The sequence below is a fragment of the Amycolatopsis marina genome (assembly GCF_900111885.1).
Taxonomy (GTDB): Bacteria; Actinomycetota; Actinomycetes; order Mycobacteriales; family Pseudonocardiaceae; genus Amycolatopsis; species Amycolatopsis marina.
This window is the reverse complement of sequence record NZ_FOKG01000007.1, coordinates 289,039-303,091: the sequence shown is the minus strand read 5'-3', so window position 1 is coordinate 303,091 and position 14,053 is coordinate 289,039. Positions and strand designations below refer to the sequence as shown.

General features: G+C 68.8%; 12 protein-coding genes. 5 read left to right on the top strand and 7 right to left on the bottom strand.

What is annotated here, in order from left to right; all coding sequences use genetic code 11:
* Position 1 precedes the first annotated feature (1 nt).
* Genes BM199_RS14340 through BM199_RS14330 form a run of 3 tightly spaced genes read right to left on the bottom strand, consistent with a single transcriptional unit; the run spans position 2 to position 2,519 of the window.
* A complete protein-coding gene (locus tag BM199_RS14340; RefSeq protein WP_091673658.1) occupies positions 2-850 on the bottom strand; it encodes an MlaE family ABC transporter permease in 849 nt (282 codons plus the stop codon).
* Positions 850-1,659: an MlaE family ABC transporter permease gene (locus BM199_RS14335; protein WP_091673657.1), complete on the bottom strand. Its 810-nt coding sequence runs from the start codon at positions 1,657-1,659 to the stop codon at positions 850-852. The genes BM199_RS14340 and BM199_RS14335 overlap by 1 nt, the downstream gene beginning before the upstream one ends.
* Positions 1,659-2,519: an oxygenase MpaB family protein gene (locus BM199_RS14330; RefSeq protein WP_091673655.1), complete on the bottom strand. Its 861-nt coding sequence runs from the start codon at positions 2,517-2,519 to the stop codon at positions 1,659-1,661. Before BM199_RS14330 ends, BM199_RS14335 begins: the two co-directional genes overlap by 1 nt.
* A 150-nt stretch (positions 2,520-2,669) precedes the next feature.
* On the opposite strand from BM199_RS14330, the gene BM199_RS14325 reads away from it, so the two are divergent.
* Positions 2,670-3,866, top strand: a complete 1,197-nt coding sequence (locus BM199_RS14325; protein WP_091673653.1) for a TetR/AcrR family transcriptional regulator — start codon at positions 2,670-2,672, stop codon at positions 3,864-3,866.
* Positions 3,867-3,946: 80 nt separating this feature from the next.
* On the top strand, positions 3,947-4,756 hold the full coding sequence (locus tag BM199_RS14320; RefSeq protein ID WP_091673651.1) for an oxygenase MpaB family protein: 810 nt from the start codon (positions 3,947-3,949) through the stop codon (positions 4,754-4,756).
* A 194-nt stretch (positions 4,757-4,950) separates the two neighbouring features.
* Here BM199_RS14320 and BM199_RS14315 read toward each other — a convergent pair whose 3' ends face one another.
* Genes BM199_RS14315 through BM199_RS14300 form a run of 4 tightly spaced genes read right to left on the bottom strand, consistent with a single transcriptional unit; the run spans position 4,951 to position 9,653 of the window.
* Positions 4,951-6,558: a CocE/NonD family hydrolase gene (locus tag BM199_RS14315; protein ID WP_245788357.1), complete on the bottom strand. Its 1,608-nt coding sequence runs from the start codon at positions 6,556-6,558 to the stop codon at positions 4,951-4,953.
* Positions 6,542-6,901: an AtuA-related protein gene (locus BM199_RS14310; RefSeq protein WP_091673648.1), complete on the bottom strand. Its 360-nt coding sequence runs from the start codon at positions 6,899-6,901 to the stop codon at positions 6,542-6,544. The genes BM199_RS14315 and BM199_RS14310 overlap by 17 nt, the downstream gene beginning before the upstream one ends.
* The gene (locus BM199_RS14305; protein ID WP_091673646.1) at positions 6,901-8,241 is read right to left on the bottom strand and encodes an acyclic terpene utilization AtuA family protein; all 1,341 of its coding nucleotides are present in this window, start codon (positions 8,239-8,241) and stop codon (positions 6,901-6,903) included. The genes BM199_RS14310 and BM199_RS14305 overlap by 1 nt, the downstream gene beginning before the upstream one ends.
* Positions 8,238-9,653: a CitMHS family transporter gene (locus BM199_RS14300; protein ID WP_091673644.1), complete on the bottom strand. Its 1,416-nt coding sequence runs from the start codon at positions 9,651-9,653 to the stop codon at positions 8,238-8,240. The genes BM199_RS14305 and BM199_RS14300 overlap by 4 nt, the downstream gene beginning before the upstream one ends.
* A gap of 137 nt (positions 9,654-9,790) precedes the next feature.
* On the opposite strand from BM199_RS14300, the gene BM199_RS14295 reads away from it, so the two are divergent.
* From BM199_RS14295 to BM199_RS14285, 3 genes are all read left to right on the top strand, one after another.
* Complete coding sequence (locus BM199_RS14295) at positions 9,791-10,720, top strand: LysR family transcriptional regulator (protein WP_091673642.1); 930 nt, start codon at positions 9,791-9,793, stop codon at positions 10,718-10,720.
* A 133-nt stretch (positions 10,721-10,853) separates the two neighbouring features.
* Positions 10,854-11,297: a protein-tyrosine phosphatase family protein gene (locus tag BM199_RS14290; protein WP_091673641.1), complete on the top strand. Its 444-nt coding sequence runs from the start codon at positions 10,854-10,856 to the stop codon at positions 11,295-11,297.
* Positions 11,298-11,565: 268 nt separating this feature from the next.
* Positions 11,566-14,049, top strand: a complete 2,484-nt coding sequence (locus tag BM199_RS14285; protein WP_091673639.1) for a GcvT family protein — start codon at positions 11,566-11,568, stop codon at positions 14,047-14,049.
* The last annotated feature ends 4 nt before the right edge of the window (positions 14,050-14,053 follow it).

Below are 14,053 nucleotides of genomic sequence, written 5' to 3'. Positions count from 1 at the left end.
GCTACGCTCCCAGCCCTGGCAGGGTGGGCCGCAGGCCCCAGAACCCGATGGTCAGCAGGACGTCGACGATCGTCACGGTGACGATGCTCGTGCGCAGCGCCCTGCCCGCGGCCCTGCCGACCCCCTCCGGCCCGCCGGTCGCGTAGTAGCCGTATCCACAGTGGACCAAAGTGATGATCACCGCGAAGATGACCGCCTTGAGCAGGGAGTACAGCACGTCGGTCGGCGTGAGCAGCAGCTGGAAGTAGTAGTCGTAGGTGCCCGAGGACTGGCCCTTGATGTGGACTACGGCCAGGCTTGTCGCGGCGTAGGAGGCGAACAGTCCCACCAGGTAGAGCGGGATCACCGAGATGAACGCGGCCGCCATGCGGGTGCTCACGAGGAACGGCAGCGACGGCACCGCCATCGTTTCGAGTGCGTCGATCTCGTCGGAGATCCGCATCGCACCGAGTTGCGCGGTGAAGCCGGTGCCGACCTTGGCCGCCAGCGCGATGCTCGCGACAACGGGAGCGATCTCCCTGGTGTTCACCAGTGCCGACATCAGCCCCGTCATCGGGGAAAGCCCGATGAGGTCGAGCCCGCGGTAGCCCTCCAGCCCGATCTGGGTACTGGCCACGGCGGACATGGCGAAGACGACGCCGATCGTCCCGCCACCCGCCAGCAGCGAGGCGGATCCGAAGCTGATCTCACCGATGAGCTTGAGCACGTGCCGCCAGTACCGGACGACGGCGCTCGGCAGGTGCAGCAGAACCCGTCCGTAGAAGGTGGTGTGCCTGCCGATCCCGGCGAACGTGTCGACCACCGGCGCGGTGACGCGCGCCGGGTAGCCACCGAGGGGACGCACGGCCATCAGTACGCCCCTCGCGCAGGCACGATGACGGAATACAGTTCGGTGAGAACGGTGTTGGCGACGAAAACGAGGATGAACGACAGCACCACCGCCTCGTTGACGGCGTCGCCGACCCCGCTGGGACCGCCCTTGGCCGTGAGCCCCTTGAAACAGGACACGAGCGCGGCGAGCACCCCGAAGGACGCCGCCTTCACCTCCGCGATCAGGAAGTCCTCGACGCGGGAGAACTGGGTGAGAGTGCCGAGGAAACTGCCGGGAGAGTCGTCGAGCACGATCACCTGGAACGCGAAGCTGGCGGATATGCCGACCGCCATGACCAGGCACGCGAGTGCCGTCGTGACGAGAACCGCGGCGATGACGCGGGGAACGACGAAGCGCTCGATCGCGGGGATGCCCATGACCTCCAGTGCGTCGACCTCCTCACGGATGGTGCGCGCGCCGAGGTCGGCACACAGGGCGGAGCCGCCGACACCGGAGATCATCAACGCGCAGATCAGCGGGGAGGCCTGCGCGACGATGACGAACGCCACCACGGCGCCGCCGTAGCCTTCCGCCCCCAGTTGGCCTGCCATGGAGCCGACGTTGAGCGCCACGACGACCCCGAGCGGAATCGTCACCAGGAGGGCAGGTGTGGTGGTCACGGCCGCGAGGAACCAGGACTGCTCCAGCACCTCCCGCCAGGCGAGCTTGCGCCGGAGGACGACGCGGACGGTCGCGCGTCCGGTCTGCACGGCGAAGGCCAGCAACATTCCTGCCTGGGTGAACGCGTCCGCGACAGCACCCCGCCCGGGTGGAGCCTCGGCGCCCATCACACCGCCCTGCGGCGGCGCAGGCGTTCCCGCACGATGACGCCGTAGGCGAGCGGTGGGTAGCGCAGCGGTTCCGGCAGCCTGCGGTCGACGGCGCGGACGACCCGTGCGAGCCGCGCCAGACTGCGTTCGTCCCGCTCGGTCCAGGTCAGGTCCATCCGCTGCCGCAGCACCGGTGGCAGCGAGCCGACCGTGGTCAGCCGGAGAACGCGGCCCGCGGGAAGCGTGAGCAGCTTCCACAGTGGATCGGGGAGGAACCGGGACGGCTTTGCGGGCGCGGTGAGCGCCTCCAGTACGTCCCGTGTGCTCTCGTTCGCCTCCAGGGTGTCGCGGACCACGGCGTCGAAGTGCGCACTCGCGGCAGCCCAGTCGGGCGCGAGATGCTGTTCCTTCAGTCCGAGCGCCAGCCCGATCATCCGGAACTCGCGCCACATCTGCGCTAGTTCGGGCTCGGTCAGCGGATCGCCGAACAGGGCGGCGGTGTCCACCATGAAACGGGCCAGGGTCAGGTGGACCCAGGCGTACGCGTGCGGGTCGAGTGCGTGGTAGCGCCGCCCCGCCGAGTCGACGCCCTTGATGCCCTTGTGCACCTCGATCAGCCTGCGCCCCTCGGCGTGCGCACCCTCGCCCATGCCGTAGACGAACCGTAAGGTCGACAGATGGGTCCGCCACGCCCTCGTCCAGGGCCGGCGGCGGAAGTCGGAGTGCTCCAGCACGCCCGCGCCCACAACCGGGTGGGCGACCTGCAGCAGCAGGCCCGTTCCGGCGAGAAGGACACCTGGGGCCCGGGCGAATCGCCGCCAGGTGACCGAGCCGGGGCCGGGAAGTGTCTCGGCAGCAAGCTGGACGTCGTCGTCCATGGGCATCCTCCCGCGAGAGCATCCTGGGCGGCCATGCGAATCTGAATTAACGTAGCCGACTGACAGGGCACGTTGTCAAGAGACGTGACGCGCTGCCGCGTAGAGTGAAAATCGTTCGCTGCGGCAAGGAACTGCCGATGGAGGTGCGGGATGAGCGAGTCGATCACGGAGCCCGCGGCACCGCCACGGCGCCGCGGTGACCGCAAATCCCAAATCGCCAGGATCGCCGCCGACCTGTTCTGCGAGCGCGGGTACTACACCGTCGGTCTTGGCGAGATCGCCACGGAGGCCGGGATCACCGGGCCCGCGATCTACCGCCACTTCCGGAACAAGCAGGCGATCCTCGCCTACGCGACGGCGGACCTCTCGGCCGCTCTCGAGCGGCTGACGAGCCCGGCGGCGCGCACCGGCCGTTCACCGGGGGAACGACTCGAGAACATCATCTCCGAGGTCGTCGGACTCGTCGTCGAACGCAGGCGCAGTGTGCAGCTCTACCAGTGGGAACGGCGATATCTCGGCAGCGAGGACCATGACCGGTTCACCGCCGCGATCGCCGCACTCGTCGACGTCGTCGCCGAACTGCTCGGCGAGGTGCGGCCACGGCTTCCCGCGGCCGACCACCGGACACTGGCATCGGCGGCACTGAGCGCCGTGGCGAGCCTGTCCACCCATCGCACGCCGCTGACCGCGCGTGCCGCGACCGAGGGGCTGCGTGCCGTCGGACTCGGGGTGTTGGCCACGGGGCTCCCACCCCGGCTGGCCGGGGAACCGGCTCAGCCCGCACCGGAGCCCGCTGTTGGCGAGTTCGGCTCGCGCCGGGAGCGGCTCCTCGCGGCGGCGCTGCGGCCGTTCCGGGAACGCGGCTTCCACGGGGTGACCATGGAGGACATCGGCGTCGCCGCGGGGATCAGCGGGTCGAGCGTCTACCGGCACTTCCCGAGCAAGGCCGATCTGCTCGCCGCGGTCTACTACCGTGCGGCGGACCGGCTCACGGCCACGACGAACGCCGCGATCGAGAACGCCGGGGAACCGGGAGCGGTGCTGCGGGAACTGGTTCGCGCGTACGTCGGCTTCGCCTTCGAGCACAGCGATCTCGCGGCGGTGTACCTGTCGGAATACGAGAATCTCCCCGACGACGACCGGCACACGCTGCGCAAGGTGCAACGCGAGCACGTCGAGCAGTGGGTGCGGCTGCTGACCGCCGTCCGGGAGAACACCAGGGGCGCCCACGCGCGCCTCGTCGTACACGCCGCGCTGAACATCGTGCACGACCTGTCGATGAGCCGGCGCAGAATCACGGACAGCGCACAGGTCGAATATCTGGTGTTCGCCGCGCTCGCAAGCTGAGTCGGTGCGATGCAGCCGATCTACCTGCAACTTATCCCTATGGACTTCCCAGTAAGTTAATTCAGATTTACAGTGCGGTCATGACTTCGCATTCGGTTCCGGTACCGCTCGAGATGCACAGGGTCGTCCGCGAGGGCGTACTGCTGGCGGGAGGCGCGCGGGCGATCCTGCTGCAGGTGGCCAATCCGGGTGTCGGCCGAGGGGTAGCCGAACACAGCGACTTCGCGTACCGCCCGGTCGACCGGCTCCGGACGACACTGACCTACGTGTACTGCATGACCTACGGCAGTCCGGAGGAGGTCCGGCAGGTCAGCCGCATGGTCAACCGTGTGCACGCGAAGGTGCGCGGCCCCGGCTACCGCGCGACAGACCCGGAACTGCAACTGTGGGTCGCCGCGACGCTGTACGACACCGCGACCCTGCTCTACGAAGAGATGTTCGGCCCGATCGAGGACGATGCCGCCGAGCGCATCTACCGCGAGTACGCCGTACTGGCCACCTCGTTGCAGGTACCGCCCGAGATGTGGCCCGCGGACCGAGCGGCGTTCCGCGGCTACTGGGACCACATGGTCGCCACGGTCGAGGTCACGGACCACGCGCGGTCGGTAGCGCGCGATCTGCTGTATCCCTCGCGCGCACCGGTGGCCATCCGCGCGGCCATGCCGCTCAACCGGCTGCTCACCGCCGCATGGCTGGCGCCGCGGCTACGGGAGGGCTTCGGGATCGAGTGGGACGAGCGACGGCAACGGCGGTACGAACGGCTGATGCGGATCGGCGTCGCCGTCTACCCCCGCCTGCCGGTCCTGCTGCGTGAGGCGCCGAAGCGGTACTACCTTCGCGACATGCGCAAGCGTTTGCGACACGGCCGGGCGCCGATCGGCGCGAGCTGAGCGCCAGCACTGTGGCGTAGCGTCACCTGACCTTCGAGATGCGGGACCGTCTTGGCCAGGACAAGTTGGTCATGCTCAACCTGGTCTGTCCCGGGCTCGCCACCTTCGTCGCGTGGGGTTGCTTCGTTCCCAAGCCGTTCGCCGCCTGACGAGGAGGTTTCGTCGGCGACGCCGGTTCCAGTGGCACATGCGGCTCACCGCACAGTCAGCCGCAGCGTCGATCCTGTCGCGCCGACCCGCACCCCGACCTTGCCCGCGGGTGCGTCGGAGTCGATCTGCGGGTGGTCGTCACTGGAAACACGCAGCACCAAGCTGTGCCCCGCGCTCAGGCGGTAGTGCGTCGGCCACACGTGCACCCCGATGTCGTAGATCGCACCGGGACGGACCGGCGACAGCCTGGCGTGCATATCCCGGTGACTGGCCTTGAGCCAGCCTTCGGTGATCCGCGTGCTGGTCCCGTCCGGAGCCTCGTCGTAGAGCACCGCGGCGATGTTTCCGTCGGAGGCGGTGAACGACGCACGGATGTTCGCGCGCACGTCCCCTGCGAGCACCAGATCCTTGCGCAGCGGGGCCGTGCTGAACCGCAACTGCTCGTGCGCCGAGGGAGGCGTCGTTTCGGTGTTGACGTCGAACTCCGCCACACCTTTCCGCCCGGCGGCCCTGCCTAGTGTTCCGTCCGCACCGAGCCGGAGGCTCATCTCCCTGGCGTCCCGTGGCGGCCACTGCTCGAACTGCTGCCAGCCGGTTCCCGCACCGGGGCCGGGAATCTCGTAGGAGGTGACGTGCGTGGCGGGCAGGGGCGCCCGCTGATCCTCCCCCAGCCAGCGATCCCACCAAGCGAGGTACGCGTTCTTGCCGATACCGGCGAACTGCCCCTCGGGGTAGCCGTGCTCCCACGGCCCGGACACCAGCCACACGTTGCCGGGCCGTGCACGGTAGTTCTTCACCATGCCGTCGCGGTACCGGTCGTACCAGCCGTTGATCTCCAGCGTCGGCACGGTGAGGTCGGCCCAGCGCGACATGACGCTGCGTCCCCGCCAGAAGTCGTCATAGAGCGGATGGGCGGCGTAGCTCTCCAGCGTTCCCGGCGCGACAGCTCGCTGCCAGTCCCGGATCCTCGGCGAGTAGATGCCCCCGTGGTAGATCGTGTTCTCGTACCAGTCGTGGATGCCGTTCATCGGGATGATCGCCTTCAGGTGCGGCGGCCGGTTCACCGCTACCAGCAGGGTGCTGTGCCCACCGTAGCTCAGGCCCATCTGTCCAATGCGTCCGGTCGACGACGGGTGCCGTGCGAGCCATTCGATGACGTCGTAGTTGTCCCGCTGCTCCTGCGGGCTGAACGGGTCCAGGATCCCGGGCGACTTTCCCGACCCGCGCGCCTGGCACACCAGCGCGTTGTAGCCACGGCTGACGAAGTAGGCGGCGCCCTCACCGAACGCATCCGCGTTGTCGGCATAAGCTGTGTACTCGTACACGATTCCGGGAAACCTGCCCGCCGCGGGCTCAGTGGCCGAGCGGCCCGGCCGGTACAGCTGGCAGGCGATCCTGCTGCCGTCGCGTACCGGCACCTCGACGTCCTCACGCACCACCCGGTACTCCGCAGGACGGTTGTAGGCGAAGAACGGATCACCGGGAAGGCCAGCGCGTTCTCCTGCCGATTGGGGCACGGGCGAGGCGACCGCGGACGGGGCGGTACCGGGAACCGTGACCACCAGCGACGCGGCGAGCATTACGGCGACACCGACGGCCCGGTGACGCCTCGCCGACTTCGGTGTCCCTGTCGGCTCAGGACGTGGAGGCATGGTCAGCAACTCCTTCGGTGGTGGTCGACGGCGGATCGAGAGACAGCGTGAGCAGGTGGTAGCCGAGCGTCTTGCCGTGGCCGTCAAGGGCGGTGGATCCGGTGACGCCGCCACCGAGTACTCCGGGTACCGAGAACACCAGCGCAGGCAGGTGTGGTAGCACGGTCCGGGTGACCACACCTCGGACTCGCGGGCCGAAGTGCCGGGCCACCAGGTCCGCGGTCAGATGGGCATCGAGCAGGTCGAGGTCGGCCTGGCTGCGCGGGAACACCGACACCATCAGGGTGTCGCCCTTGTCGCCCGCCCGGACATCGGCGAGGTCGTCGAGAACCAATGGGGACATCATGCCTCCACGAGGTACGCGGCGGGGGTGACCAGGTGTCGGGGAAGCAGGCAAGACCGGACCGCGACAACCTCGTTACTGTCCTTTCTGGCCCCACCACCGCCGGCGGGACCGTTGGTGTAGAGCGCTTCCACCTCCCACCCCACGGCCGCGGCCTGTTCGGAATCGGGCACGCGGGCGGACACCCGCAACCGCACCTCGACCGGGTCCCCTGTGGGCGCCAAGCCGCGAAACGCCGCACCCGCCCCGATGTACTCGATCTCGACCGCCTCCCCGGCCAGTCCGTGCACCTTCACGAGTCGTTCGCGCACGACGTCCGCGGCCAGTCTCGCGCGATCCAGAGCGCGGGGCCCCGCGTAGGAGATCTGCCCCTCCCCCAGCCAGCCGCCGCGGAACCCGAGGGTGACCTTGAGTTGCTCCGGCCGGGTCCGCCCGCTCGCGCCAGCCACCTGCACCCGGTGCTCACCGACGGTGGTGAACGCGACGCGGGAGAAGTCGGCGGTGACATCGGGCGTCAGATAGGCACTGGGTTCGCCGACCTCGTACAGCAACTGTTCGGCACAGGTGCGGGTGTCCAGCCTGCCGCCTGTGCCGGGCAGTTTGCCGAGCACGGCGGTGCCGTCGGCTGCGACGTCCGCGAACGGGAATCCAAGTTGCGCCAGATTGGGAACCGGTTTGGTGACCGGGTCGGCGAAGTAGCCGCCGGTGAGCTGCCCCGCACATTCGAGGAGGTGACCGACAACCGTGCCCGCCCCGAGGGGGTCCCAGTCGTCCGCGCCCCAGCCGTGCGCGTGCCGCAACGGTCCCAGGTAGAGGGCTGGGTCGGCGAGACGCCCGGTGATCACCACATCGGCTCCCAGTTCGAGTGCGCTGACGACCGGATCCGCACCGAGGTAGGCGTTGGCCGAGATCAGTTCGTCGCGACATGTCGACAACGGCTCACCGGTCTCCCAGACGACCGGGTCGGCGCGGCGCACCGCGGCGAGGACGTCGTCCCCGGTGACGACGGCGACCCGTGCCGGAAGACCGAGTCTCGCCGCGGTGTTCGCCACCAGATTTCCCGCCGCCTCGGGGTTCGCCGCCCCGGAGTTGGTGACCACTTTGGTGCCGGAACCGAGGGTGTGCGGCAGCACGGCGCGCATCCGGGTACCCAGGAGTGGGTCGTAACCCGTTGCCGGATCGTCCAGGCGACTGGCGTGCCCGGCGGCCACGGTTCGCTCGCCAAGGCACTCGAAGACCAGATAGTCCAGGTCGCCCCGGCGAGCCAGGTCCACGGCGGGGTCGAGACGATCGCCCGCGAACCCGGCCCCCGCGCCGAGCCGCACGACCGCGCCGCTCATGCGGCCCACAGCGGAACGGCGCCCGTGGCGACGGCGACGAGCAGCATCACCAGGCTGACCAGCCACGCCCAGCCGATCAGATGCCTGATGTGTCTACCGATCTGCACTCCGCCGAGGCCCACCAGCAGGAAGAAGGACCCGGTCAACGGGCTGATCGGGAAACCGACCGTCTCCTCGCCGAGGAGCGAGGCCTGGGCGATGTGGGTACCCAGCACGCCGAACTGCTCGCCGACACCGATCAGGACCGGCATGACCCCGAAGTAGTAGGCGTCGGGACCGAACACCAGGCTCAGCGGGACGCCGAGCGCCCCGACGATCAGCGGTAGCGCGGGAGCTGCACCGTCGGGAATCGCACCGGCCGCACTCGACGCCATCGCGTCGATCATCCCGCTGCCCTCGAGGATGCCGAGAAACACGCCTGCCGCGAGCAACGTCGTTGCCATCAGCATGGCGCCCTTGGCGTGCGCCTCGATCCGGGCGGTCTGCCGGTTCAGGCCCGGATAGTTGACCAACAGGGCGATGACCGCGGCCACGAGGAACAGTAGTTCCGGTGGTGCCACCGCGACCACGAGACAGGTGATGACCGCGACCGTCAGCAGGATGTTGAACCAGAGCAGGCGCGGACGGCGCAGGGTCTCGTTGTGCTCGTCGCCGACCGGTGTGCTGCCCGGCGCTGAGCGTTCCGCCGGGTTCGCGTCCTGCTGGACGTGCGTCGAACCGCCCTTGCCGTCCGGCCGCGCGGTCGGTGTCCCATCCGCGAGGACGGTCTCCGATTCGCGAATATCGCCGCTCCCGGCCGTGAGCCGGCGCTGCTCGCGCCGCCCGAGGAACCACGCGACGGCAAGGACCGCGACGACTCCGGCGACCTGCGCCGGAATCAGCGGCACCCAGAGTTCGTTGGCCGTCACGCCGGTCGCGGCCGCGGCGCGAGCGGTCGGACCGCCCCACGGCAGCAGGTTCATCACGCCCGCACCGAGACCGACGCAGGTGGTGAGGACGAGCCGGCTCATTCCCAGCCGGTCGAACAGGGGCATCATCGCCGGGATCGTGATCAGGAACGTGGTGGCGCCCGCGCCGTCCAGGTGTGCCGCACAGGCGAGCGCCGTCGTCGCCATGCACACGGTGACCGGTGCGTTCCCGGCGAACGTCACAATGCGCCTAATGACCGGGTCGAACATGCCCGCGTCACGCATCACTCCGAAGTAGACAATGGCGAAGACGAACATCGTCGTGACACCGACGACTCCGCCAAGCCCGTCGCCGACGAAGTCACCGATCTCGGACGGCGTGAAGCCCGCGACCAGACCACCGACGACCGGGACACCGGCCAGTGCCACCACCGCGGCCACCCGGTTGGTCAACAGCAACGCAAGGATCACGCCGATGGTCAGGAAACCCACCAGGGACAACATCTGCCGGCCTCTCGTTCGACGGCTCACGGACGAGGCCCCGCTTGCGGCGGTCGGTCGCATCGCTGTGACCTCGAACGAGAGTGTGACCGTCACCACCACCCACCGTCCAACATCGGTTTCGGATAGATTGATGCGACATGGGCATTAATCTGGAGATGCGGCATCTGCGGGCCACCGTGGCAGTGGCCGACGCGGGCAGCTATACGGCGGCGGCACGGGAGTTCCACGTCGCGCAGTCGTCGATGAGCCGCACCGTGCTCGAGGTCGAGCAGCGGCTCGGCGTCCCCCTGTTCGAACGCACCACGCGCAGGGTCCGGCCGACAGCGGACGGCGAACAGTTCCTGACGATCGCGCGGCGACTACTGACCGACTTCGACGCGGCGCTGAGCCACTTCGAGGGATACCTCGCCGGAGCACGAGGAGCTGTGTCGATCGCCGCCCTGCCGTCCTTGGCCGCGACACTGCTGCCGCCGGTGCTGTCGGCGTTTCGGGGCGCACGACCGGAGGTCACCGTGTCCGTTCGCGACGGTCTCTCCCGCGAGGTCCTCGACCATGTCACGGAGGGGACGGTGGACATGGCCGTGACGGTGGCCGCGACCGTGCCGTCGACACTGCACGCCCGCCATGTCGCGGTCGACCGGTTCGTCTGCGTATTCCCTCCCGGACACCGATTCGGCGCACGACAGAATCTCAAGTGGACAGATCTGACGGGCAAGCCGTTCGTCGCGTTCGACCGCACCAGCAGCATTCGGACCTATGTGGACCGGACGCTGACCGAGCACGGGATCGAACTGGGACCGGTGACGGAGGCCCGCAACATCGGAGCAGTGGCGGGACTGACCGCCGCGGGGCTAGGCGTGTCCGTCGTACCAGGGCTCGTGCTGCCGATGATGCGGTTCGCCGGGGTCGAGGACCGCCCGCTGACCGAACCGGTCGTCGAACGCGACATCTGCCTGATCCACGACCCGGGACGTCCCCTGTCCCGAACCGCACTGGCGCTGATGGAACTGCTGGTGGACGCGCGATCCCAGAACCTGCGCCTGCCCGAAGAGGTGCGCTGGGTCTAGCCCGTGCCGTCCAGCGCGCGCCCTCGGCGACGTTAGCGGGCTGTGGTCCGGTTCTTGGGTACGCTGTTGTCGTGACCGACGAGCTCCAGCAGATCGCGAGCGGATCGCCCCGCGAACAGGAACCGCAGAGCGCGTGAACAGCCCGCGACTCGACGACACGACACAGCTGCCCAGTGGTTTCTGGGTTCGCGGTCGCGGGCTCGGCCGCCCTGCTCCGAGTGGCGCACAGCCCGACTACGGTCTTTATCTCGGCACCAGCCGCCTGCGCGCTCGGCACGATCACACGCTGACCTGGCCGCACCGGTGGGTCGAATGGCCCGACTTCCTGCTGCCCCGGGACCGAAAGGACGCCGTACAGGGCATCTACGACCTGTATGAGCGAGCGCGCGCGGGCGAGCGTGTCGAAGTCGCCTGCCACGGAGGCGTCGGACGCACCGGCACCGTCATGGCCTGCCTGGCCGTCCTTGCCGGACTGTCGCCGGAAGAGGCCATCACCTGGACCCGGTCGACCTACCAGCCCAAGGCCATCGAGACGCCGTGGCAGCGCCGTTGGGTACTGCGATTCCCCTCGCCCTGACCGCGCACCCGCACTGAGCACTCGAGGCCACCCGGCAGGGGGACCGCCAGGTAGCGGTTGGCGACCTGGGTGATCTTGCTCGGGGGTACTTGCAGGCACTCCATCGCGGCGCACGACGGGGTGCTGTGCACGAAACGCAACAGTGGTGACTCGATTGTCACCGTAATGCAGTACACGGCGTGACTTGACGCACACCTGAATCTGGGAGCACTGTTGCGTATGACGCGATGAGTTGCTCTATACGCAATTAGCTCAGAGGGCGGCCGATATGGACTCCAGCGCGCAGACCGTCGTCATCGGTGCCGGCATCGTCGGGTGCAGCACCGCCTATCACCTCGCCGAGCTGGGCATCACCGACGTGCTGGTGCTCGAACAGGGCCCACTGTTCGCCACCGGCGGTTCCAGCTCACACGCCCCTGGCCTGGTGTTCCAGATCAACCCTGCGCAGCTGCTGAGCCAGCTCGCCGCTTACACGGTTGAGCGCTTCACCACCGACCAGGTCGACGGCAAACCCTGCTTCCATCAGGTTGGCGGCATCGAGGTCGCGACCACCCCGCAACGTTGGCAGGACCTCAAGCGCAAGCTCGGGCTGGCACAGGCCTGGGGCATCGACGCCGACCTGATCGGTCCCGCGGACGTGCACGCCCGGATCCCGCAGATCGATCCCGGGCGAATCCACGGCGGCCTCTACACACCCACCGACGGGATCGCGAAACCCGTTCGGGCGGCCGAGGCGATGGCACGTGCCGCGCAGGCCCGAGGCGTACGGTTCCAGGCCGACACCAGGGTCACCGGTTTCGAGCTCGACCACGGACGGGTTCGCGCGGTACTGACGACCCGGGGACCGGTCGCGGTCGAACGCGTGCTGTGCTGCGCCGGAATCTGGGGTCCCGCGGTCGCCGCACTGGCCGGCGTCTCGGTACCGGCTCAGCCACTGGCACATCAGTACGCGGTGACGACCGCACTGCCCGGACTGAAGGATCCGGCGATGGCTGAGGCCGAGGTGACCCAGCCGATCCTGCGTCATCAGGACCGGTCGATGTACTTCCGCCAGATTCACGACCGGTACGGGATCGGGTCCTATCAGCACCGGGTGATGCCCGTCCGAGCCGAGCGGATAGCGGTCAGCACGCCGGGCACTGGCACCGAGGCGCCGTCCGAGGGCGGAGCCTGGAAGGGCATGCCCTCGGTGCTTCCGTTCACCGCCGAGGACTTCGCCGAGCCGTGGCACGACGCGGTGCGGCTGCTGCCCCACCTCGGGGACACCCAGATCTCCGAGGGTATGAACGGGCTGTTCCTGTTCACCGCGGACGGAATGCCGCTGCTGGGGCCGAGCAGGGAGGTGGACAACTTCTGGCTCGCGGAGGCGGTGTGGATCACCCACGGCGGCGGGGTCGGCCGCGCGGTCGCGGAGTGGATGGCCGAAGGCGTCCCCAGTATGGATCTGCGCTCAGCGGACGTGCGGCGGTTCGAGGACTTCGCCCACAGTCCGTCCTACGTGTCCACCCGCGGTGCGCAGAGCTTCCGCGAGGTGTACGACATCATCCATCCGCAGCAGCCCCCCGAGCAGCCGAGGCCGTTGCGCACCAGCCCCTTCTACCCCCGGCAACGCGAACTCGGTGGTGTTTTCCTCGAGGCGAACGGCTGGGAGCGCCCGCACTGGTACAAGACGAACTCCGCCCTCACCGAAGGACGAACCATCGCCGAACCAGGACCGTGGGCAGGTCGCTACCACTCCCCCGTGGTCGCCGCCGAACATCTCGCCACCCGGGAGCGGGGCGGGCTGTTCGACATGACCTCCCTGGCCAGGGCCGAGGTCAGCGGCACGGGTGCGCTGAACCTGCTGCAACGACTGACGACCAACCAGCTTGACCGCCCGCCGGGATACGTCACGTACACCCTGATGCTCGAGCCGACGGGAGGAATCCGCGCCGACATCACGGTGGCCAGGCTCTCCAGGGACACCTTCCAGGTCGGGCTCAACGGTCGCCGCGACATCGCCTGGCTGCGGGCACACGCCGACGAAACCACATTCGTTCGCGACATCACGGGTGGCACGTGCTGTATCGGGCTGTGGGGCCCGCGCGCCAGGGACGTACTCGGCCCGCTGGCGAGCGCCGACGTCTCGAACGAGGAGTTCCGGTTCTTCCGCGCCAAGAAGTTCTTCGTCGCCGAGGTTCCGGTGACCGCATTGAGACTGTCCTATGTAGGCGAACTCGGCTGGGAGATCTACACCGGCGCCGAGTTCGGCCTGCGACTGTGGGACCTACTGAGTACGGCCGCAGCCGAACAGGGGGTGATCCCCGCCGGTCGCGGTGCCTTCAACGGGATGCGCATCGAAAAGGGCTACCGGGCCTGGGGCACCGACATGTGGAGCCTGCACGATCCGGACGAGGCCGGGGTGGGATTCGCCGTCAAACCCGACAAGGGGGCGTTCATCGGCCGCGACGCGCTACTGCGCCGCAGAGAGCAGCCGGTACGGCGGCGGTTGCGGTGCCTCACCATCGACGACGGCACGGTGCTGCTCGGATCGGAGGCCGTGTTCGCGCCCACACATCCCGGGGTCGTGGGCTTCACCACCAGCGCGGCCTACGGCCACAGCGTCGGCGCCAGCCTTGCCTACGCCTGGCTGCCCGCCGACCTGGCCACCGAGGGTACCCGGCTCGAAGTGTCCTATTTCGATCAGCGACATCCGGCGACGGTCGTCGCCGACCCCGTACTGGATCCAGACATGACCCGGATGCGGCAGTGACACC

Bases quoted from the DNA above. Each gene is read 5' to 3' on its own strand.
- BM199_RS14300 (WP_091673644.1), bottom strand. From the start codon at position 9,653: ATGTTGTCCCTGGTGGGTTTCCTGACCATCGGCGTGATCCTTGCGTTG.
- BM199_RS14325 (WP_091673653.1), top strand. From the start codon at position 2,670: ATGAGCGAGTCGATCACGGAGCCCGCGGCACCGCCACGGCGCCGCGGT.
- BM199_RS14320 (WP_091673651.1), top strand. From the start codon at position 3,947: ATGACTTCGCATTCGGTTCCGGTACCGCTCGAGATGCACAGGGTCGTC.
- BM199_RS14330 (WP_091673655.1), bottom strand. From the start codon at position 2,519: ATGGACGACGACGTCCAGCTTGCTGCCGAGACACTTCCCGGCCCCGGC.
- BM199_RS14305 (WP_091673646.1), bottom strand. From the start codon at position 8,241: ATGAGCGGCGCGGTCGTGCGGCTCGGCGCGGGGGCCGGGTTCGCGGGC.
- BM199_RS14315 (WP_245788357.1), bottom strand. From the start codon at position 6,558: ATGCCTCCACGTCCTGAGCCGACAGGGACACCGAAGTCGGCGAGGCGT.
- BM199_RS14340 (WP_091673658.1), bottom strand. From the start codon at position 850: ATGGCCGTGCGTCCCCTCGGTGGCTACCCGGCGCGCGTCACCGCGCCG.
- BM199_RS14285 (WP_091673639.1), top strand. From the start codon at position 11,566: ATGGACTCCAGCGCGCAGACCGTCGTCATCGGTGCCGGCATCGTCGGG.
- BM199_RS14295 (WP_091673642.1), top strand. From the start codon at position 9,791: ATGGGCATTAATCTGGAGATGCGGCATCTGCGGGCCACCGTGGCAGTG.
- BM199_RS14310 (WP_091673648.1), bottom strand. From the start codon at position 6,901: ATGTCCCCATTGGTTCTCGACGACCTCGCCGATGTCCGGGCGGGCGAC.
- BM199_RS14335 (WP_091673657.1), bottom strand. From the start codon at position 1,659: ATGGGCGCCGAGGCTCCACCCGGGCGGGGTGCTGTCGCGGACGCGTTC.